This window comes from Mesorhizobium sp. P2_A12, assembly GCF_056405075.1.
The window spans coordinates 24,825-46,068 of sequence record NZ_JBFUCU010000027.1 but is presented as its reverse complement, the minus strand read 5'-3'; the positions used below and the strand labels follow the sequence as shown (position 1 = coordinate 46,068).

The 21,244-nt window shown below is 63.8% G+C and carries 19 protein-coding genes; 4 read left to right on the top strand and 15 right to left on the bottom strand.

Going from position 1 to position 21,244, the window contains the following annotated elements; genetic code table 11:
* Nucleotides 1–51 precede the first annotated feature (51 nt).
* From AC1DZU_RS32150 to AC1DZU_RS32120, 7 genes are all read right to left on the bottom strand, one after another.
* Nucleotides 52–417 carry an MmcQ/YjbR family DNA-binding protein gene (locus AC1DZU_RS32150; protein WP_477291020.1) on the bottom strand — a complete coding sequence of 122 codons (366 nt, stop codon included), beginning with the start codon at nt 415–417 and terminating at the stop codon, nt 52–54.
* A gap of 59 nt (nt 418–476) precedes the next feature.
* On the bottom strand, nt 477–3,083 hold the full coding sequence (clpB, locus tag AC1DZU_RS32145) for an ATP-dependent chaperone ClpB (RefSeq protein ID WP_477291018.1): 2,607 nt from the start codon (nt 3,081–3,083) through the stop codon (nt 477–479).
* A gap of 221 nt (nt 3,084–3,304) precedes the next feature.
* Entirely contained in the window at nt 3,305–4,270 is a 966-nt protein-coding gene (locus AC1DZU_RS32140) for a DUF4167 domain-containing protein (protein WP_477291016.1), read from the bottom strand.
* 303 nt (nt 4,271–4,573) lie between these two features.
* Entirely contained in the window at nt 4,574–5,452 is an 879-nt protein-coding gene (gene prmC / locus AC1DZU_RS32135) for a peptide chain release factor N(5)-glutamine methyltransferase (RefSeq protein ID WP_477291014.1), read from the bottom strand.
* Nucleotides 5,445–6,524, bottom strand: a complete 1,080-nt coding sequence (gene prfA / locus AC1DZU_RS32130) for a peptide chain release factor 1 (protein ID WP_477291012.1) — start codon at nt 6,522–6,524, stop codon at nt 5,445–5,447. The genes prmC and prfA overlap by 8 nt, the downstream gene beginning before the upstream one ends.
* A 10-nt stretch (nt 6,525–6,534) precedes the next feature.
* Nucleotides 6,535–8,805 carry a phosphoenolpyruvate--protein phosphotransferase gene (gene ptsP, locus AC1DZU_RS32125; protein ID WP_477291031.1) on the bottom strand — a complete coding sequence of 757 codons (2,271 nt, stop codon included), beginning with the start codon at nt 8,803–8,805 and terminating at the stop codon, nt 6,535–6,537.
* 83 nt (nt 8,806–8,888) lie between these two features.
* The gene (locus AC1DZU_RS32120) at nt 8,889–10,142 is read right to left on the bottom strand and encodes an aspartate kinase (RefSeq protein ID WP_095084820.1); all 1,254 of its coding nucleotides are present in this window, start codon (nt 10,140–10,142) and stop codon (nt 8,889–8,891) included.
* Between the two features lie 232 nt (nt 10,143–10,374).
* Here AC1DZU_RS32120 and AC1DZU_RS32115 point away from each other — a divergent pair, with 232 nt between their 5' ends.
* Both AC1DZU_RS32115 and AC1DZU_RS32110 read left to right on the top strand, forming a co-directional pair.
* Nucleotides 10,375–12,243 (top strand): CHASE3 domain-containing protein, encoded by a 1,869-nt coding sequence (locus AC1DZU_RS32115; RefSeq protein WP_477291010.1) that lies wholly within the window; start codon nt 10,375–10,377, stop codon nt 12,241–12,243.
* Between the two features lie 108 nt (nt 12,244–12,351).
* The gene (locus tag AC1DZU_RS32110) at nt 12,352–12,648 is read left to right on the top strand and encodes an antibiotic biosynthesis monooxygenase family protein (RefSeq protein WP_095084822.1); all 297 of its coding nucleotides are present in this window, start codon (nt 12,352–12,354) and stop codon (nt 12,646–12,648) included.
* Here the strand turns inward: AC1DZU_RS32110 and AC1DZU_RS32105 are convergent.
* Both AC1DZU_RS32105 and AC1DZU_RS32100 read right to left on the bottom strand, forming a co-directional pair.
* Entirely contained in the window at nt 12,645–14,876 is a 2,232-nt protein-coding gene (locus AC1DZU_RS32105; RefSeq protein WP_477291008.1) for a diguanylate cyclase, read from the bottom strand. The two genes, AC1DZU_RS32110 and AC1DZU_RS32105, sit on opposite strands and share 4 nt — an antisense overlap.
* Nucleotides 14,877–15,021: 145 nt before the next feature.
* Nucleotides 15,022–15,591, bottom strand: coding sequence for a putative glycolipid-binding domain-containing protein (locus AC1DZU_RS32100; protein WP_477291006.1), 570 nt, complete (start codon nt 15,589–15,591; stop codon nt 15,022–15,024).
* Between the two features lie 184 nt (nt 15,592–15,775).
* On the opposite strand from AC1DZU_RS32100, the gene ubiG reads away from it, so the two are divergent.
* Nucleotides 15,776–16,525 carry a bifunctional 2-polyprenyl-6-hydroxyphenol methylase/3-demethylubiquinol 3-O-methyltransferase UbiG gene (gene ubiG, locus AC1DZU_RS32095; protein WP_184876309.1) on the top strand — a complete coding sequence of 250 codons (750 nt, stop codon included), beginning with the start codon at nt 15,776–15,778 and terminating at the stop codon, nt 16,523–16,525.
* A 171-nt stretch (nt 16,526–16,696) separates the two neighbouring features.
* On the opposite strand, the gene AC1DZU_RS32090 is transcribed toward ubiG, so the two are convergent.
* Together AC1DZU_RS32090 and AC1DZU_RS32085 are read right to left on the bottom strand one after the other, a co-directional pair.
* A complete protein-coding gene (locus AC1DZU_RS32090) occupies nt 16,697–17,212 on the bottom strand; it encodes a flavin reductase family protein (RefSeq protein ID WP_095085012.1) in 516 nt (171 codons plus the stop codon).
* 154 nt (nt 17,213–17,366) lie between these two features.
* Nucleotides 17,367–18,257 (bottom strand): DMT family transporter, encoded by an 891-nt coding sequence (locus tag AC1DZU_RS32085; protein ID WP_477291029.1) that lies wholly within the window; start codon nt 18,255–18,257, stop codon nt 17,367–17,369.
* A 97-nt stretch (nt 18,258–18,354) separates the two neighbouring features.
* Between AC1DZU_RS32085 and AC1DZU_RS32080 the strand changes: the two genes are divergently transcribed.
* Complete coding sequence (locus AC1DZU_RS32080) at nt 18,355–18,840, top strand: MarR family winged helix-turn-helix transcriptional regulator (RefSeq protein ID WP_477291003.1); 486 nt, start codon at nt 18,355–18,357, stop codon at nt 18,838–18,840.
* A gap of 4 nt (nt 18,841–18,844) precedes the next feature.
* Here AC1DZU_RS32080 and AC1DZU_RS32075 read toward each other — a convergent pair whose 3' ends face one another.
* Genes AC1DZU_RS32075 through AC1DZU_RS32060 form a run of 4 tightly spaced genes read right to left on the bottom strand, consistent with a single transcriptional unit; the run spans nt 18,845 to nt 21,242 of the window.
* Nucleotides 18,845–19,270 carry a DUF1178 family protein gene (locus AC1DZU_RS32075; RefSeq protein WP_477291001.1) on the bottom strand — a complete coding sequence of 142 codons (426 nt, stop codon included), beginning with the start codon at nt 19,268–19,270 and terminating at the stop codon, nt 18,845–18,847.
* A complete protein-coding gene (locus tag AC1DZU_RS32070) occupies nt 19,267–20,133 on the bottom strand; it encodes a carbon-nitrogen hydrolase family protein (protein ID WP_477290999.1) in 867 nt (288 codons plus the stop codon). The genes AC1DZU_RS32075 and AC1DZU_RS32070 overlap by 4 nt, the downstream gene beginning before the upstream one ends.
* An 11-nt stretch (nt 20,134–20,144) precedes the next feature.
* Nucleotides 20,145–20,414, bottom strand: coding sequence for a glutaredoxin 3 (gene grxC, locus AC1DZU_RS32065; protein ID WP_095084828.1), 270 nt, complete (start codon nt 20,412–20,414; stop codon nt 20,145–20,147).
* A 27-nt stretch (nt 20,415–20,441) separates the two neighbouring features.
* Nucleotides 20,442–21,242, bottom strand: a complete 801-nt coding sequence (locus AC1DZU_RS32060) for a ComF family protein (protein ID WP_477290997.1) — start codon at nt 21,240–21,242, stop codon at nt 20,442–20,444.
* Between the last annotated feature and the right edge of the window lie 2 nt (nt 21,243–21,244).

The window sequence follows — 21,244 nt, the reverse complement described above, 5'->3', positions numbered from 1 at the left end:
TATGAACCGGGCATGAAGATGGCGGTTTCCCGGCGCCTCGATGAATATCAGCTAGCTTGCGGCAAGTCCCAGCTCCCTGCGCGCCTGCTTCGTCAGCTTCAGGGCAACAAGGCGATGGCTCTCGCGCAGATAGTCCTTCAGCGCGTCATCATCCATGCTCTGGCTTGTCTGACGCTGGATCCATTTCATGCCGCGCGAAGCAAGATAGGGTGCCGGACGCAAGCCCGGCTGCTCCTTGAGCACGTCATAGGCGATGTCGGAACATTTGAAGGTGACGAAGAGCTGCTGGCCCCGGTCCCGGCCGCCGATCGCAAAGACCTTGGCCCCGACCTTCCAGACATGAGCGCCGCCCCATTGGACGACGTGGTTTGTCGAAGGCAGCGAAGCGCAGAAGCTGTTGTAGTCGTCCAGCGTCATCCGCGCCCCGCTTTGTATGAAAAAAGGCCGCGCGTCCATGCTGGACGCGCGGCGTTGGATCAGGCTGCCGCCTCGGCCGCCACAATCGTCGGCTTCGAGCGGAAGTTCAGCCGGTCGGAACCAGCGGTCACCTTGACGGTCGAGCCGTCGAGGATGTCGCCGAGCAGGATCTTCTCCGCCAGCGGGTCCTGCAGTTCCTTCTGCATCACCCGCTTCAGCGGCCGCGCGCCGTAGGCCGGGTCGTAACCCTTGGCCGCCAGCCAGTCGATCGCCTCCTGGTCGAGCGAAAGAGTGATCTTGCGATCGGTCAGCAGGCTCTCCAGCCGCTTGAGCTGTATCTCGACGATGCGGCCCATATCCTGCCGGCGCAGCCGGTGGAACAGGATCACCTCGTCGACGCGGTTGAGGAACTCCGGCCGGAACGAGGCCTTGACCACATTCATCACCTCGTCGCGGACCTGATCGACATCCTGGTCCTCGCCGAGATTGACGAGATACTCCGCGCCAAGGTTCGACGTCATGATGATCAGAGTGTTGCGGAAGTCGACGGTGCGGCCCTGGCCGTCGGTCAGGCGGCCGTCATCGAGCACCTGCAACAGCACGTTGAACACGTCCGGATGCGCCTTCTCGATCTCGTCGAACAGCACGACCTGATAGGGCCTGCGCCGCACCGCTTCGGTCAGGGCACCGCCCTCCTCATAACCGACATAGCCGGGAGGTGCACCGATCAGCCGGGCGACCGAGTGCTTCTCCATGAACTCCGACATGTCGATGCGCACCATGGCGCTCTCGTCGTCGAACAGGAAACTGGCAAGCGCCTTGGTCAGTTCGGTCTTGCCGACGCCCGTCGGCCCGAGGAACATGAACGAGCCGATCGGCCGGTTCGGATCCTGCAGGCCCGCGCGGGCGCGCCGCACCGCCTTGGAAACGGCTTGCACTGCCTCGCCCTGGCCGACGACGCGCTTGCCGATCTCGTCTTCCATGCGCAACAGCTTGTCGCGCTCGCCCTGCAGCATCTTGTCGACCGGAATGCCGGTCCAGCGCGAGACGATATGGGCGACGTGGTCGGAGGTGACCACCTCTTCGACCATGCCGACCTTGCCGTCCTGGGCTTCGGCTTCCTTCAGCTTCTTTTCCAGTTCCGGGATCTTGCCATAGGCAAGCTCGCCGGCGCGCTGGAACTCACCCTTGCGCTGGGCAATGGCAAGCTCATTGCGTGCCTCGTCGAGCTGCTTCTTCAGATCGGCGGCAAGCCCGAGTTTCTGCTTCTCGGCCTGCCACTTGGTGGTGATCTCGGTGGATTCCTCCTCGAGCCCGGCGAGTTCCTTTTCCAGCCGGGCGAGCCGATCCTTCGACGCATCGTCCGTCTCGACCTTCAGCGCCTCGCGCTCGATCTTGAGCTGCATGATGCGGCGATCGATCTCGTCGAGTGCCTCGGGCTTGGAATCGACCTGCATGCGCAGCCGCGAAGCGGCTTCGTCGACAAGGTCGATCGCCTTGTCCGGCAGGAAGCGGTCGGCGATGTAGCGGTTGGACAGTGTCGCCGCCGCAACCAGCGCCGAATCCGAGATGCGCACCTTGTGGTGCTGCTCGTATTTTTCCTTCAGGCCGCGCAGGATCGAGACGGTGTCTTCCACAGTCGGCTCATCGACGAACACCGGCTGGAAGCGGCGGGCAAGAGCCGCATCCTTCTCGACATGCTTGCGATATTCATCAAGCGTGGTGGCGCCAACGCAGTGCAATTCACCGCGCGCCAATGCCGGCTTCAACAGGTTCGACGCATCCATGGCGCCATCCGCCTTGCCGGCGCCGACCAGCGTGTGCATCTCGTCGATGAACAGGATGATGTTGCCGTCGGCCGAGGTGACTTCGGACAGCACGGCCTTCAGCCGTTCCTCGAACTCGCCGCGGTATTTGGCGCCGGCAATCAGCGCGCCCATGTCGAGCGCCATCAATTGCTTGTCCTTCAACGATTCAGGCACGTCGCCATTGACGATGCGCAGCGCCAGGCCTTCGGCGATCGCCGTCTTGCCGACGCCCGGCTCGCCGATCAGCACCGGATTGTTCTTAGTGCGGCGCGACAGCACCTGGATGGTGCGGCGGATCTCGTCGTCACGGCCGATGACCGGATCGAGCTTGCCGGCGCGAGCATCCGCGGTCAGGTCACGTGCGTATTTCTTCAACGCGTCGTAGCCCTGTTCGGCGCTCGCCGAATCGGCGGTGCGGCCTTTGCGGACATCGTTGATGACCTGGTTGAGCGCCTGCGCGGTGACCCCGGCCTTGGCCAGGATGTCGGCGGTCTTGGCCGATTTCTCCATGGCGAGCGCCTGCAAGAGCCGTTCGACGGTGACAAAGCTGTCGCCAGCCTTCTTGGCCAGCTCTTCGGCGGTCGAAAACACCTTGGCCAGCGGCTGCGCCAGATAGAGCTGGCCGTTGCCGCCTTCGACCTTGGGCATCGCTTCGAGCGCCGTTTCGACGCCAAGCTTGACGTCGCGAACGTTGCCGCCGGCGCGTTCGATCAGCGACGCGGCCAGCCCCTCGTCGTCGTCGACGAGCACTTTCAGGATGTGTTCGGGTGTGAACTGCTGGTGGTTGCGGGAGAGCGCCATGGTCTGCGCGGACTGGATGAAGCCGCGCACGCGCTCCGAGTATTTCTCAAGGTTCATATCTGTCTCCTTCCATCACCGGCCCGCTTTGCGGCACCGGATCCGATTGCGGTGACGGACCCGCCCATTCGAGCCGGGTCCAGTTCAGCCGAGATATGGTGCATAGGCCATGCTGTCTCAAGACGCCTTGATGTCGGTCAACGCACAATATTCCATCGCGGCACAAAACGAAAACGGCGGAGATTTCTCTCCGCCGTCCGATATCCTGAAATGTCGTTCGATCAGTTGTCGATGTCGACTTTGACCGGTTCGGCATTGCCGCCGTCGGCCGGGGCCACAGCCACCTCGCCGGCATCGGCCCCGGAATTCGCATTGTCGCTGCCGCTGTCCACCTGATCGGCACTGACGCGCGGACGGCGCGGGCGCCTCGGGCGACGGGCAGCAACGCTCTCGGCGGCTGCCTCATTGAGTTCGGCCTGAGCGGCAAGACCTGCCGGCGACAGGTTCTCGAACAGCGGAGCCGGCTCGGTTGTCGCAACGGATTCGCTGGCTTCGGTCGGCGAAGCGGTTTCGGCCTGGATCGGGGCCTCGTTGCGCTGAGGCTGGCCGCCTTGCTCGGCGGACGAGCCATAGTCGCGCTGCCCATTCTGGCCGTAGCCGCCATTGGGGCGACGATCGCGATGGCGCCCACTATTGTTGTCGCGGCCGCCATTGTTGCGCCCGCCATTGTCACGCCCGCTATTGCCATCACGATTGTCGCGGCCGTTTTCCCGGTTGAGCGCGACCTCGGCCGGCATGCCTTCGATGACCGGCTGCGGCCCGGCGCCATGGTTGATCACCGGCACCTGGGTTTCGGAAATAGTGTTGCCGCTGTTGCCGGCATTGTCGAACTCGTCGCGATCCTCGTCGCCGTCATCGTCGAAATCATCGCGATTCTGTTGCGTGTTCTGGATCGGCATCTGAGCCTGTGCGGCTGCGATGATGCGATTGTAGTGCTCGGCGTGCTGGAGATAGTTCTCCGCCATGACCCGGTCGCCGGAGCTGTGCGCATCGCGGGCCAAGGTGGCGTATTTTTCGGCGATCTGCTGAGCCGAACCGCGGATCTTCACGTCCGGGCCGTTGCTCTCGTAGTTGCGCGTCAGGGGATTTGGTCCCTTGCGGTTGTTGTTGTTATTGTTGTTATTGCCGCCGCCGCCGCCATTGTTGTTGCGACCGCGCATGCGCCTGTTCTGCTGTTGTGGCCTCATCAAACTCTCTTCATTTTGAAATTTTCGAAAACTCTTCACGAACGGAGGCGCTCATGCAGCCAGCCGCTTCGTTTCTTCACCGGCGTTCGCCCGCATCAATTGCGTTGGCGCCACGTGCCATCCTGTTCCGGTTACATCACTTGCCGGACGATTCCCGCACGAAGCTTGGGCATCGTTTGCGCAAGAAGGCAGCTATTTCCAAGGAAAACCGAATCGCTAAGAGCACTGCCTGCTTCGTCTCATCCGGTTAAGGCGACCCTAGCCGCATTCCCCGGCATTGCCAAGCGCTTTTTTTGCACTGCGTCAAGGCTTTGTCCTTTTAAAGACAAGAACCCTGTCGTTTCCACCAAGATCCTGAAATGCACCGCCCGGCAGGTAGCCGGCTGCGACGAATATTTCCAAGACCTCGTTGTGCTGCGTGTGGCCGATCTCGACCGCAATCCTGCTTTCAGCTTCCAAAAACCCTGCCGCTTCCGCGGCGATGATCCTGTAGGGGCTCAGACCGTCCGCGCCACCATCCAAGGCCAGGTGCGGATCGAAATTGCGGACTTCGTCCTGCAGATTTCCAATGTCTTCAGAGCGTATATAGGGAGGGTTTGCGGCAATTACATGGTACCGGCCGGAAACTTTTTCGAACCAGTCCGACTGGAGCGCCGTGAACCGACCTGCAAGGTCCAGTTGCCGGGCATTGCGGGTCGCCGTCGCCAGCGCGCCCGCGGACATATCGACCCCGGTGGCGATCGCGGCCGGGACGGCGCTGAGCAGCGCCAACGCAATGGCGCCGGTGCCGGTGCCAAGATCGAGGATGCGGCATTCGCCTTCCCGCACTGCCACTGCCCTGACGAAAGGCAGCATCGCCTCGACCAGCGTTTCGGTATCCGGTCGCGGCTCCAGCGTTTCCGGCGACAACGACAGGCGTAAACCATAAAACTCGCGATAGCCGAGGATGCGATGCACCGGCTCGCCGCCGGCGCGCCGTCTCAAGGCATCACCAATTGCCGCAATGGCGTTTCCGTCGATCTTGAGTGTGGGATCGGCAATCGCCTGCGTGCGCGTCGTGCCGGAAAAATGTTCGACGATCAGCCTCGCATCGAGCGCCGGATTGTCGACGGCTGCAGCCGCAAGCCGAGCCTGCGCCTGCCGCAGCAGCGGCCCCAGCGCCTCGGGCAGTCGATCAGCCATCGATGCCGATGTCGGCAAGCAGCTTCGACTGGTGATCGGCGATCAGCGCGTCGATCACTTCGTCGAGTTCGCCCATCATCACGCGGTCGAGCTTGTAGAGCGTCAGGTTGATGCGATGGTCGGTGACGCGGCCTTGCGGGAAATTATAGGTACGGATGCGCTCGGAGCGGTCGCCGGAGCCGACCTGGGACTTGCGTGATTCGGAGCGTTCCTCATCCGCCTTGCTGCGCTCCAGGTCATAGAGGCGGGCGCGCAGGATCTGCATGGCCTTCGCCCTGTTCTGATGCTGCGACTTTTCCGCCTGCACCACCATGATGCCGGTCGGCAGATGGGTGATGCGCACAGCCGAATCGGTGGTGTTGACGTGCTGGCCGCCCGAGCCTGAGGCGCGCATGGTGTCGATGCGGATGTCCTCGGCCCTGATGTCGATGTCGACCTCTTCGGCTTCCGGCAGCACGGCGACGGTAGCGGCCGAAGTGTGGATTCGCCCGCTCGCCTCGGTCGCCGGCACGCGTTGCACGCGGTGCACGCCGGATTCGAATTTCAAATGCGCAAAGACGCCCTTGCCGGAGATCGTGGCGATGATTTCCTTGTAGCCGCCGGCATCGCCATCGCTGGCCGACACCGTCTCGAAACGCCAGCCGCGTTCGGCGGCGTAGCGCTCATACATGCGAAACAGGTCGCCGGCGAAAAGCGCGGCCTCGTCACCGCCGGTGCCGGCGCGGATTTCGAGAATGGCGTTCTTGTCGTCGGCGGCATCCTTGGGCATCAGCAGGATCTGGATGTCCTTCTGCAGCACCTCGATGCGCTCCTCGACCTCCGGCAGGTCGGCCTCCGCCAGCGCCCGCATTTCGGCATCGGTACCCTTGTCGGCAAGCATGGCTTCAAGATCGGCCTGCTCATGCTCGGCCGAGCGCAGCGCCCTGACCTTGGCCACCATGTCCTGAATCTCGGCGTATTCCGACGCCATCCGCACATAGGCATCCGGCGCCGGGCCAGCCGACATCTGCGCTTCGAGCATCTCGAAACGCTTGACGACTTGATCCATACGATCGCGGGGCAAATTGACCATGATGTGGATGCTACAATGGGATCGAACGGTCGTCGGCAAAGGCCTGCAGCAGCGCCCGCATCGGCAGCCCCTGCGCCGGCGCCATCAGATTGTCGTCGAAGAATGCCTCCAACTCATCCAGCGGCAGTTCCGTCAGCATCGCCTTGACCGGGCCGATCGAGGCCGGCGACATCGAGATCGAGCGGAAGCCGAGACCGATCAGCGCCATCGCCGAGATCGGCTTGCCGGCGAGTTCGCCGCACAGGGTTACCGGTGTGTGGTTGCGGATGCCGGCATCGGCGATCTGCTTCAGGACGCGCAGGAACGGCGCCGACAGCGTATCGAACCGGTTGGCCAATTGCGTGTTGCCGCGGTCGACGGCCATGACGAACTGGAACAGATCGTTCGAACCGACCGAGACGAAGTCGACCGCTTTCATCAATTCGTCGAGTTGGAACAGCAGCGACGGCACTTCCAGCATCGCGCCCAGCTTGAGGCTGGTCGGCAAATGATGGGCAAAACGCGACAGATGCCGCACCTCGCGGTCGATGATCTCGCGCGCCTGGGCGATCTCGCCAAGCTCGGTCACCATCGGCAGCATCAGCTTCAATTCACGTCCGCCGCTGGCCTTGAGCAGAGCGCGGATCTGGGTGCGCAGCAGGCCCGGCCGGTCGAGCGTCAGTCGGATAGCCCGCCATCCGAGCGCCGGGTTCTCCTCCTGGATCGCACCCTTGAAATAGGGCAGCACCTTGTCACCGCCGATGTCGATGGTGCGGAAGGTCACCGGCTTGCCGCGCGCCGCTTCGAGCACGTCGCGGTAAAGCTTTTCCTGGGCCTCGGCGCGGGGAAATGTCGAGGCGACCATGAACTGCAGTTCGGTGCGGAACAGGCCGATGCCGGCCGCACCTGCCTCGGCAAGCTGCGGCAGGTCGACGGCAAGTCCCGCATTCATCAGCAAATCGACCTGGACACCGTCCCTCGTCGTCGACGGCTTCTTGCGCAGCTCGCGATAGACCTCTTGCCGGCGCGCCCGGAAACGCACCTTTTCGGCATAGGCGGCTTCGAGGTCGGGCTGCGGCCGCAAATGGATCACGCCCTCTTCGCCGTCGACAATGATGGCATCGCCGTTTTCCGCCATGGAAACGGCGCCCTTCATCTGGCCGGCGACAGGAATGCCCATGGCGCGCGCGACGATGACGACGTGGCTGGTGGCAGCACCATCCTCGAGCACCAGCCCGCGCATCTTGTCGCGGGGATAGTCGAGCAGCTCGGCGGCTCCCATCGAGCGAGCGACGATGATGGCGTCCTTCGGCAGCGACGCCGCGACATCTTCCGGCCCACGCCCCATCAGTTGGCGCAGCAGCCGGTTGGCGAGGTCGTCGAAATCGCTCATCCGCTCGCGCAAATAGGGATCGGTCATGTGCAGCATGCGGGCACGCATGTCGCTCTGCACCTTTTCCACCGCCGCTTCCGCCGTCAGGCCGTTGCGGATCGCCTCTTCCAGCCGGCGCACCCAGCCGCGGTCGTTGGCGAACATGCGATAGGCTTCCAGGACCTGGCGATGCTCGCCCTCGAAGGCGACGTCGCGGCGTTCCAGCATGTCGTCGATGGAGAGCCGGAGTGAGCCGAGTGAGGTCTCGAGCCGGCGGACCTCTTCCTCGCTGTCCTCGTTGAACAAATTCGTGACGACGATGCGCGGCTCGTGCAGCACGACATGGCCAAGCCCGACGCCGTCGTTGAAGGACAGGCCGGTGAAACTGACCGGACGACGCAGGTCGAGTTCGAGGCCGGGCCGGGTCAACCGCGCCAGATCGCCGGTGGCGATCATCTCGGCGATGACCATGGCCGTGGTTTCCAGCGCCTCGACCTCGTCGTCGCGGTAGTGGCGCATCGTCTTGTTCTGCACCACCAGCACGCCCAGCGTGCGCCCTGCCCGCAGCACCGGCACGCCAAGGAAGGAATTGTAGATCTCTTCCCCGGTCTCCGGCAGGTAGGCAAAGGCCGGGTGTTCCTGGGCGTTGGAAAGGTTGAGCGGCCGCGCGCTGGCCGCGATCGTGCCGACCAGGCCTTGCCCCAGCCGTAGCTGCGCCAGGTGGACGGCGTTCGGGTTCAAACCTTCGGTGGCGTAGAGTTCGAGCACCGAATCGGCGCGCAACACGTAGAGCGAGCAGACCTCGGCGACCATGTTGGAGGCGATGTCGCGCACGATCCGGTCAAGCCGCTCCTGCGGCTCCAGCGGCTCCTGCATGAGCTCGCGGAGCCGTTTCAGCAAAACGCGCGGGCCACTGGCCTGATCACGCATCGCGGCTTCTTCTCCAATGGGCATTTTGCCCGCCTCAGTTTCCACTGCGACCGGCGCACACGCAACAACTCAAATCGTTCTCGCTACTGCTTATCCAGACCGTAGACGGAATGCAAAGTACGAACCGCAAGTTCGGTGTACGGACCGTCGATCAGTATCGAAATCTTGATCTCGGAGGTCGTGATGGCGCGAATATTGATCGAACGGTCGGCCAGCGCCTTGAAAGCTGTGGCGGCGACGCCGGCATGGCTCCTCATGCCGATGCCGATGACCGAAACCTTCGACATGCCGGCTTCCGATTGCACGACATCGTAGCCGATCGAGGCTTTCAGGCGCTCGAGCACCGCCAGCGCCTTGTCGACATCGCCTGACGGCACGGTGAAGGTCATGTCGGTGAACTTGCCGTCCTCGGAAATGTTCTGGACGATCATGTCGACATTGATGTTGGCCTCGGCCAGCGGCCCGAAGATGCCGGCGGCGACGCCCGGCCGGTCGCCGACACGGCGCAGCGAAATCTGCGCTTCGTCCTTGGCATAGGCAATTCCGGTGACGACCTGCTGTTCCACGATCTCTTCCTCGTCGCAAATGAGCGTTCCGGGCGGATTGAGCAAATCCCCCATTCCGGGCGCATCGGGATCGTCGAAGGACGACCGCACGAAGGTACGCACCCTGTGCACCATGGCAAGCTCGACCGAACGCACCTGCAGAACCTTGGCGCCTAGCGAGGCCATTTCAAGCATTTCCTCGAACGAGATCTTGGCCAGCCGCCGCGCCTTCGGCTCGATGCGCGGATCGGTGGTGTAGACCCCGTCGACGTCGGTGTAGATGTCGCAACGATCGGCCTTGACCGCCGCAGCGATCGCCACCGCGCTGGTGTCGGAACCGCCGCGGCCGAGCGTGGCGATGCGATTGTCCGGGCCGATGCCCTGGAAGCCGGCGACCACCGCGACCTGGCCCTCGCCGAAACGCTTGATCAGGAAGGCGCCGTCGATGTCGAGGATGCGCGCCGCGCCGTGCGCATTGTCGGTCTTGATCGGGATCTGCCAGCCCTGCCAGGAACGGGCGTGCACGCCCATGTTCTGCAGTGTGATCGCCAGAAGGCCGGCGGTGACCTGTTCGCCGGAAGCGACGACTGCGTCATATTCGCGTGCGTCGTGCATCGGCGAGGCTTCGCGCGTCCATTGGACCAGTTCATTGGTCTTGCCGGCCATCGCCGAGACGACCACCGCCACCTCATGGCCGGCGTCGACCTCGCGTTTGACGTGACGCGCCACATTGCGAATGCGGGCGATGTCGGCGACGGAGGTTCCGCCGAATTTCATCACGATGCGCGCCATGGAAGCGAAATGCCTTTGACTGATACCGGACCCAGCCCAAAAGCGGGATCCCGAAAAGCGGAAGGCCAGCTGATGCCGGCCGCTGAATGCACGGCCTCCTTAGCCAAATGATGAAGCTTTCGCAAGGCTGGCGGCGGATTGCCGACCTCAAGAACATGGCATATTGCGTTCCGGTCCGCCGCCGCTTACGAAATGCTGCCCGCGGGAATTCCCATTTGGTTCGGCATAACAGATGATTGCTCGTCTTCGACGCGCCACCCGATGGCAATCGCTTCCGCTTTTCATCGGCTTCGCGATGCTGGCGCTGATCGTCGGCACGCGCGCCGTGCTGGTCGAGAGCCAGCGGGCCAATCGTGCCGCCGCGCGTGAGACGATCGAATATCAGGAACTGCTTTCCGGGCTGCTTTCACTGGCGCAGGATGCCGAGAGCGGCCAGCGCGGCTATCTGCTGACCGGCGAGAAATCCTACCTCGAACCTTATCGGAAGGCGGTCGAGGCAATCCCGGGGCAACTCGCCCGCATCGACACCATGACGGCCTCGGACGACCAGCTCGCCCCGCAGGTCAGTCACATCAAGGACGCGCTTTCGCAAAAGCAGGCGGAGCTGTCAGAAACGATCGCCCTCTACGACAAGGGTGACGCCGCGAAGGCGCTGGAGATGGTCCGCAGCGGCCAGGGCAAGGCCGCCATGGACGAGATCCGGGCCAGCATGGACACGATCCGGCGCATCGACGCCGCCGCCGTCGCCGAGCGTGACGAGCACACGGACCAGGTCGAGACCTGGCTGCGCATCGGCTCGCTGGCGGCACTGCTGGCGATCTTTCTGCTCGGCACCTTCACAATCCGCGAATCCCGACGCCGCTTCCGCGAAGTGGCCGTCGCCCAGGATGAGCTGACGCGCAAGAACATCGCGCTCGGCAATGAGATCCAGACACGCGAAAAAGCTGAATCCCAGATCCGCCAGATGCAGAAGATGGAGGCGGTCGGTCAGCTGACAGGCGGTATCGCCCACGACTTCAACAACATGTTGGCGGTGATCATCAGCGCCATGAACCTCGCCCAGCGCAAGCTGGAGCGCGGCGAGCACGACATCGCAAAATTCATCGAAGCGGCGATCGACGCGGCAAACCGGGCGGCAAATCTGACGGCCAGGCTGCTCGCCTTCTCGCGCCAGCAGCCGCTGGCGCCGCAGATCGTCGATACCAACCGCCTGCTGACTGGAATGTCCGACCTGCTTCGGCGGGCGCTCGGCGAAACTATCCGCATCGAAACCGTGCTGGCGGGAGGCTTGTGGAAGACCCATGCCGACCCGAGCCAGATCGAGAACGCCATTCTCAACCTTGCCGTCAACGCGCGCGACGCCATGGGCGACGACGGCAAGCTGACCATCGAGACCGCCAACAGCCACCTCGACGACAGCTACGCCGCCACCCATGCCGAGGTCAAAGCCGGCCAGTATGTGATGGTCGCCGTCAGCGACACCGGTTCGGGCATGGTGCCCGACACCATGGCCAAGGCGTTCGAGCCCTTTTTCACCACCAAGCCGGTCAACAAGGGCACGGGCCTGGGGCTGAGCCAAGTGTACGGCTTCGTCAAACAGTCCGGCGGCCACGTCAAGATCTATTCCGAGCCCGGCGAAGGCACGACCATCAAGATCTATTTGCCGCGATTCTTCGGACAGGAGGAGGTTGCCATCTCCACGGGGCGGGGCGACAACCCCACGGCTCCGGTCACCGAAACCATCCTTGTCGTCGAGGACGATGCACGCGTGCGTGCCTCAACCACGGATGCCCTGCGCGAACTCGGCTACAGCGTCATCCATGTCGGCAGCGGCCAGGCAGCGCTGCAGGCGCTCGCCGAAAACCCCGGCATCGCCCTTCTGTTCACCGATATCGTCATGCCGGTGATGAACGGCCGCAAGCTTGCGGAGGAAGCGGTCGCCCGCATGCCGCAGCTGAAGGTGATCTTTACCACCGGCTTCACCAGGAACGCCGTGGTCCACAACGGCGTGCTCGACCATGACGTGCACTTCCTGGCCAAGCCGTTCACCATCGAGCAGCTGGCGGCGAAACTGCGCGACGTGCTGGACGCAAAAGCATAGCTGGCGCGCTTTCCGGCGGATGCCTGCACCAACACCGCGGGCCCAATGTTCGGCTATTTAATACAGCACGCCGCCTTGCGGACGCGTGCGTCAAGTTGAGAAGATACCATGACCGAAACGCTGGAAATCGTCAATTTTCGCCTCAAGCCCGGGACCGAAGCAGGCTTTACCGCCGGCAACCGCGTGGTCAGCGACTGGCTGGCACGGCAACCGGGTTTCGTAAGCCGATGCCTGGCCCGACGGGATGATGGCGGCTGGGTCGATGTGGTGCGCTGGCGGAGCCGCGAGCAGGCTCTTGGCGCGGCCGGACGGATCATGGCCGAGATCGGCGATTGCGAAGCCATGCGCGCCATCGATCCCGCCAGCGTCGACATGGGACATGCCGAACTCGTTCTGTCGAATTAACCCACGCTTTGGCTGGCAGTGGAAAGGTCCCATTGCGGATCGGGCCTGCCCAATCCGGCAACGACGCGGTCGCGGCCGTCCGCCTTTGCCTGATAAAGCGAACGATCCGCGGCGTTGACGATTTCGACCCATGACGCGCCGAGTTCCGGGAAGGCGGACACGCCGAACGAGGCGGTGATGGTTCCGAGCGTGCGGCCGCGATGCGTCAGATGCAGTTGCTTGATCGCCTTGCGCACCGCCTCGGCGCGCTCGGCGGCATCAGCGAGCGATGTTCCCGGCATCATCAGGGCGAATTCCTCGCCGCCATAGCGTGACACCACGTCACTGTCCCGGGCGTGGTCGAGCAGCGTGGCGGCGACCTGCTTGAGGACGAGATCGCCGGCTTCATGGCCGAACGTGTCGTTGAACTGCTTGAAGTGATCGACATCTAGCATGATCATCGCCAGGGGCTGTTCGGCGCGCTCCACGCGCCTCAATTCGCGACTGCTTGTTTCCTCGAGATAGCGGCGGTTGTAGAGCCCGGTGTTGGGATCACGGATCGATTGTTGCCGTAGCGTTTCGCGCAGGCGCAAATTGGCCAGCGCCAACGCCAGCGTATCGACGACGCCGCGCAGGATCTGCTGCCGCTCGGTCAGCCAATCCGGCTTGTCGGCCGCGTCTGGTTCGCACAGATGCACGATGCCAAGCGTCTCTCCCTGTGCCGCCAGAGGCATGCAGACATAGCCGCGGCCGCCATTCTCGGTGATGTGGTTGCAGCGCGGCGTCAGCATGCCGGGGCCGGCAACATGCTCCTGGCCGCGCCGCAGCGCCCAGCAATCTTCCGGCGCAAATTGGCCAACGCTCGAACGGACCGCGCCCCAATGCGCCATCTCTTCGACCAGATTGCGCGAGGCGCTGGTCAGATGAACGGTTCCGCTCAATCCGCCAAAGAAGTCGGGCATGGCCGAGCCGACGACGGAAAACGCCTCCTGGAAGGTGACGCAGGCCTGAAGCAACTCGCCGAGTTTAACCAGGCGGGTCGTTGCCTGGGACGTCTCCTTCAGTTCGCGGTTCAGCGTCGACAGTTCCTCGGCGCGATCGCTGACCGCCCGCTCGGCGCTGCGCAACTCGCCGATGTCGCTCAACGTCAGCACGATGCCGCCATCGGCGCGATTGAGCGGATTGCAGCTCGCAATCACCGGCAGATACGATCCATCAGGCTTTGCCAGCCGCACCTCGGCCTGATGCCGGCGGCCCGTGGTCAGCGCCAGTTCGATCGGGGATGTACCCTGCGCCAGCCTGTTTCCCGACAATCCCCTTATGTCGAGGACCGACGGCCAGTCCTGCCCCTCGATCTTGTCGTTGCGCAAGCCGATGATATCGGCGGCTGCCGGATTGACGGAGACCATCCGGCCCTTGCCGTCGATGACAGCAATGCCCTCGGCGACGGTACGGACGATATCCTCGATATAGGCCTTCTGCTCGACGAGTTGCCCACGCGAGGCTTCGAGCTCGGATGCCATGCGGTCGAACCCTTGCGCCAACAGGCCGAACTCGTCGTTAGAGGTACGGCCGATGCGCGCCCCGGCGTCGCCGCGCGCCAGCGATTCAATGCCGCGGTTGAGGCCGGAAAGGCCGGCGCCAAAGCCGCGCAGCAAAAGGAAAGCCGAGAGCGTCGATATCAGCACGGCGGCCGCGGTGCTCAGGCCGACAAGCCAGAGCATGTTGTTGGTGCGCTGTTGGGCGGCGCGCAGCAGTGGCGTGTACTCGAACAGAACCGCGCCGACGTTCTTGCCCGGGGCATCCTTGATCGGTACCGCGACAAGGTTGATTGCTTCTGACAGGTCGGCGCTGCTTTCGACGAAGTCGCGCGGCGCGCCGTCATCGAGCGTATGGCCGACTTCGTTGTCGGGATCGTGGCCGTACTTTGTGCCGACATTCTGTTCTTCACCCGGAACGTCGGCGAGGATGATCTTGCCGCGATCGACCACGACGAGGTCGCGTTTCGAGCCGCTGTGCTGCGAAGTCACGAATTCACGCAGCGCCTCGGGTCTCTCGAACAACGGACGTGGCGTATCGGCAGCCTTGAAGGCAATCGCCGCCGCCAGTTGCCGTGCAACGCTTGTCGCCTCAGCCAGTGCGGAGGATCTGGTCAGGGACATCTGGGAGACTATTGCAATGCCGCCCACCAGGCCGATCAAGGCTGCTGCGCTCAGCAAAGTAGCGATAATCTGGGTCTTGATCCGCACCAAGGCATCCGATTCTAGGAAAGGCAATCTATATGCCGAATCCCGGTCGTGCGTCAGGAAACCGCCAACCTCGTAAATTTCATGTTAAGGAAGCCTGATCAACCGCCATCTCTGGACAGATCAGCCTGCCCCCAGGGATGCTCGGTCAGTCTGGCTGTGCGATGGCTCTCCACAGGCCGAGATAATCGACAACGAAGCCGTGCAGCGACACGTCGAGAACCTCGTCATAGCCGAAGATGGGCGCGGCATAGGCATAGCGCACCGTGTCGAGACGCCGGTAGGTCTGATCGAGGCGGACCAGCTTGAGTTCGGGGAAGGTCAGGTAGGCGGCCGGGGCGGGCGTCGCCTCCCCGACGCCGAGGTTGAACCGACGGATCGCCAGCAGATTCGATGCCGGCGTGAAGCCAAGATCGACGTCGACGAGGCCGGCGACGCCCTGTTGGGCTTCGCCGTTGAGCATCCACTGGCCGCTGGACTCTCGTTCGATCGCGTAGTGCAGCTCACCCGTGCCGGAAAAGCCGTCGACCCGCGCTGATCGAGTGCGCCAGCCGGCATCGCAAATCACCTCATAGGCAAGGCAGCATGGCTGGCCGTCCTGGACGAAGATGGCCTGTCCTTTGAGGCTGCGCCCGCCGTCGGTCGGCGAAAGCAGGCAGGCGTCGTGGCCTTCCACGTCCAGCCGCCGCCAAAGGATGGAAGCCGTCATTGGTGTCATCGTCCACTCCCTCGACGTTAAAACGATGCCCTCTCCTTCGCCTGCCTGGCCAATTGTGTTTCACCCGCGGCACCCGGCAACTGACATGCCCTGACAGAATGCGTCGCCCTGGCGGCAGGGGAAAATTGTTGCCTTGACATTCGCCGCCCCACGCCCGACTTCCTAGCGCTTGAGGAGACAACCGATGCCAGAGCCCCGACGATCGACGATCGATGCCGGAGAAGTGGAACGCTTTTCCGCTCTTGCCGCCGAATGGTGGAATCCGAACGGCAAGTTTCGCCCGCTGCACAAGTTCAATCCGGTCCGGCTCTCCTATATCCGCGACCAGATAGCGACGCGCTTTGGCCGTGACCCACGCGCGGCACGGCCTTTCGAGGGCCTGCGCATCCTCGACATTGGCTGCGGCGGTGGCCTTTTGTGCGAGCCGATGGCGCGGCTTGGCGCCGAGGTTGTCGGAGCGGATGCCTCCGAAACGAACATCGAAGTGGCGAAGCTGCACGCGGCCGAGGGCAATGTGAGCGTCGACTATCGCGCCACGACGGCCGAGGATCTGGCCGATGCCGGTGAGAAATTCGACGTCATCCTCAACATGGAAGTGGTCGAGCACGTCGCCGACATCGACCTGTTCGTCGGCAAATGCGGCGAAATGGTTCGGCCGGGCGGCATCATGTTCGTGGCCACCATCAACCGCACCCTGAAGGCGCTCGGACTGGCCATCATCGGCGCCGAATATGTGCTGCGCTGGCTGCCGCGCGGCACCCACCAATTCGGCAAGCTGGTGCGCCCGGAAGAACTCGAAAAGGCGCTTGGCGGAGCCGGCCTGAGCATCATCGACCGCACCGGCGTTACCTACAATCCGCTCGCCGACCGCTGGGCCCGCTCCAAGGACATGGACGTCAACTATATGGTGCTGGCGGAAAAAGGCTCGGTCTGAACGGTCGCCCTTTTCCTGGAATTGCTCTGGGGTGTGTTGAGATTCAGGTCAGGCCGAGTCGAAAATGGTGGCGTCCGAGAACCGGAGCGCAGCGTACTTTTGGGTACGTGAGCACCGGAAGCGCAGGAAGCTACCGTTTTCAGGCTGGCATCACCTGAATATCAACACATCCTAGGCGTCGAGCGGCCTGTAGCCGCCCCGCCAGTAGATCAGCGCCTGCCCGGCATCGCGGGTGCGCACGGCCTCGACCGTTCCGATGACGATGGAATGCGTGCCGCGATCGATCATCTCGTCGAGGCTGCAGTCGAAGGCAGCCACCGCGTCCGAAAGCAATGAAGCTCCGGTCTTCAGCGTCATCCATTCGGCGCCCTCGTAGCGGTCCTTGCCCTTGATGCCGCCAAAGCCGGAGAACCGCTCGGCGACGCGCTGATGCTGGGGCCCAAGCGAATTGACGCCGAAATGGCGGTAGCGTTCGATCAACGGCCAGGTCGACGACGACCGGTTGACGCAGGCGATCACCTTGGGAGGCTCGGCCGACAGCGAGACGACCGAAATGACCACCAGGCCGGAGCGATCCTCGCCGACACCTGCAGTGATGACGCTGACATTGCCGACGATCAGCCGCATCGCGGCTCGAAAATCCGCGACGCCGACAGGAGTTCCCTCCGGAACCTTTGGTTCAGTCATGGCTGGCTCCTCGATGTCCCGGAAGCGGAAACGGCTTTCGGAAAAGACCACGCTCAAACAAGAAGATAAAGCGAATCCAGAGACAAATTCAGGTGAGCCCGCTCCCGGCAGCCATGGCCGCCGGCGTGATGCAGATGCCACTCGGCCTAGCCGGTTACACTTTCTGGCTTTGTGCCTTGGTGGTGATGAAGACGCCGGCCGTGATGATGACAGCGCCAGCCCAGGTCAGCAGCTGATAATGTTCGCCGAGGAAGACCGTGCCGGCAAACAGCCCGACCGCCGCCGCCACATAGCCGATCTGGCTGAGATAGACGGGGCCGCCGACCGACTGCAGCCGGAAGAAGAAGGCAAACATCGCCGACGCCGACGCGGCCTGCGCGACGACGACCAGCGGCACGCCGCCAAGCGGGGCGAAGGCCCCGGCGCCGAACAGGGCGAGAATGCCAACAAACAGCATCGCCGCCGACGCCAGGTGGCTGCCAACGGCAAGCTCGATCGGGCCGGTGCCTTCCGGCCAGTCCACCGTACGGTAGATGTTGCCGGCGGCGAGGCTGACCGGGATGAGCAGGCCCATCACCACCCAGAACAAATCGGCCGGCTGGCCGGCCTCGCCGCGCGTGACCGCCACCATGACCGCGCCGACGAAGCCGACGGCGATGCCGACGATGCCCAGCATATTGGGACGCCGGACACGCAGCAGGATCGAAAACACCAGCGTGATGACAGGCGACAGCGTGAACATGATGCCGGTGTAGCCGGCGCCGAGATGCGGCATGGCCGAGAACATCATGAGGTTCGGGACGGCATAGGACACCGCCGCGGTGACGAAGAAATAGCGCAATTTGTGCGCGGTGAGCCGGATGCGCTGGCCGCGCAGCAGCAGGGCGAGCAGCAGCACGCCGCCAGCGCCGAGCGAGATGACGAAGGCCCAGACCATGGCCGAGACGCCGGACGCCGTGGCGATCTTTCCGAACGGCAGCGTCAGGCCGAGCAGGCCACCGGTGATCACCAGCAGGCCGAGCGCCGAATCCCAGAGAAATTTCATCATCGAGCCCCGTCGTGCGCGGCTCTTGGCCGGCATTGCATCTTGAGGTAAGATAATGGAAAGATTCTTAACGTCAAGATATATGATGGTGAGACAGTTGGACAGGGCAGCAAGAGCGATCGAGCAATGGAAGCGGGAGCGGCCCGATCTGGATGTCTCGCCGATGGCGGTGCTCGGGCGGCTGAACGAGGCCGCTTCGCTGATCGCCCGCGAACGCCTCGCTCCGCTCTTTGCCCGATACGGACTGCAGTCCGGGGAGTTCGACGTGCTGGCGACGCTGCGCCGCTCGGGATCACCCTACGCGCTGACGCCGACCGCTCTCTATGAAGCGACGATGGTGACGTCCGGCGCCATGACCAACCGGCTCGACCGGCTCGAAACGTCCGGATTGATCCTGCGCGGGCCGCACCCCAACGATCGGCGCGGCATTGTCGTGCGGCTGACCGAAAAGGGCCTCGCGCTGATCGACGAGGCTGTCAGCGCCCACGTTGCCAACGAGCACGAGATCCTCGCGAGCCTGACGCCGGCGGAGCGGGAAACGCTGTCTCGTCTGCTTGAGAAATTGATCGGCAGCGTGAGCTAGCAACTCAGTTGCGATCGTCCGGAAACACCGGGATCGGCATGAACTCGACGCCGTCCTCGGCCAGGCTCTTGGCCTCGTCCAGCGTCGCCTCGCCATAGATGCCGCGTGCATCGCTTTCGCCGAAATGGATCTTGCGCGCTTCCTCGGCGAACTTGTCGCCGACATAGTCGGCATTTTCGCGCACCTTTTCGGCCATCGCCTTCAGCTGCGCCAGGGCCTGCTTCTGCGCTTCGCCCATGGCGAACGCTATCGTCTCCTGCTTGCGCGCCGTGGAGACGGCCGGCGCCATCAGGGCTTTCTGCACCTTGTGCGAGCCGCAGCTCGGGCAATCGACGAAGCCGCGCTTCTTCTGCGTGTCGAAATCGTCGTTGCTACGAAACCAGCCCTCGAATTCGTGGTCATGCTCGCAAATCAGGGCAAAGCGGATCAAGAGGCCGCACCCCTGAGACGAGGCGCCTCGCCCACGCCTGCATTGACTGCGAAATCCCGCGCATTCTTGAGATTGGGGATCTTCTTGCGCGCCGCGGCCGACTGCGCCGGATCGATCTCGGCAACGATCACCGCCGGCTCGTCATGCGCGGTTTCGGCGATGATGCGGCCCCACGGGTCGACGATCAGCGAATGGCCATAGGTCTCGCGGCCGTCCTCGTGCAGGCCGCCTTGCGCGGCGGCGACGACATAGGCGCCGTTTTCGATGGCGCGTGCCCTGAGCAGCACATGCCAGTGCGCCTCGCCCGTCTGGCGGGTGAAGGCGGCGGGCACGGAAAGCAGGTCGGCGCCGGCCAGCGCCTCGGCGCGGAACAATTGCGGAAAGCGCAGATCGTAGCAGACGGCGAACCCCAGTTTCGCTCCCGCGATCTCGGTCACGACAGCCTCGGTGCCCGGCTCGTAGGCGGCGGATTCGCGCCAGCTCTCGCCATTGTCGAGATCGACGTCGAACATGTGGATCTTGTCATAGGTGGCAAGCATGGCGCCGTCCGGGCCGAACAGCAGCGCCCGGTTGGCGAGCTTGCCGTCGGCGCGCAGGATGGCGGTCGAGCCAATATGCAGGAAGACGCCAAGCTCGCTCGCCAGTTTGCGCGCGGTCGCGACGACGATGTCCTTGTCCTCGGAGGTGAAGGAGGCGGCACGCGCCTCCTTGTCGCGGATCAGCGCCCCGGTCATTTCCGGCGTCTGGATATAGGTCGCACCTTGGCCGGCGGCTTCACGCACCAGCCGTTCGAGATCGACAGCGTTGCGCTCGGGGCTCTCGCCTGAACGCATCTGGATCGCAGCGGCCTTGAAAACAGTCATCGCCATATCCCTCAAATCGTTGCGCCGTTGGCCAGCATTTTGTCGAGCCGGCCTTCGGCCTCCAGCTCGTGCAGGTCGTCGCAGCCGCCGACATGCGTATCGCCGATGAAAATCTGCGGAAAGGTCGCGCGGCCGTGAGCGCGGGAAATCATCTCCTGGCGCAGTTCGGGCGAGAAGGAGGCGTCGTGCTCGGTAAAGGCGACGCCCTTGCGCTCGAGCAGCCGCTTGGCTGCCGTGCAATAGCCGCACATCATGCGGGTGTAGATGGTGACATCGACCATGACGAATTTCCGCTGTTCGTTGCCGACTTATATAGTCGCGGACTCGTCCGCCCGAAAGTCCCCCGGCAACACACGCGCAAAGGTCAGCACGTCGACGGCACCGGCGCCACCTCTTTTCAGCGCCTTGGTTGCCGCACGAACAGTGGCGCCTGTGGTGTAGACGTCGTCGATCAGAAGCACCCTGCGGCCGGCAATTTCGATTTCCGCCTCGGCGGGCACCCGAAAGGCGGCCCGCACGTTTTCCTCACGCTCCTGCCTCTCCAGCCCTACCTGCTGGCGGGTGAGTTTGACGCGCCGCACTGCCGAAGGCGCGAAGGGCAATTGGCTCAGCACGGAGACCGCCCTCGCCAGCTCCGCCGACTGGTTGAAGCGCCGCCTGAAAAAGCGCCGCCAGTGCAGCGGCACCGGCACCACCACATCCGCCTCGGCGATGAGATCGGCGCCGGCGCGCACCATCCAGCGCGCCATCCATGGCGCTAGATCGGTGCGATCCTGGTATTTCAGCCCTTGCACCATCTGGCGGGCGACGCCGGAATAGGCGACGGCGGCCCGTGCCCGCTCGAAGGGCGGCGGATCGGCGATCGCCTCGGCGGACAGAAAGCCCTCGCCCATATGGTGGGTGAACGGCGTGCCCATCACCGGGCACCATGGCCGTTCCAGGAGCCGCAGCTTCGGCCAGCAGGCACCACACAGAACGCCGGGCTGCGAGACATGCCGTCGGCAGCCGGCGCAGACCGGCGGAAACAGGAGGCGCGCCGGCCAGCCGAGGGCCGATCGGGCCAGGCTCTTGATCTCGATGGGCTTGATCTTGGGCATCGGATCGGCCACGT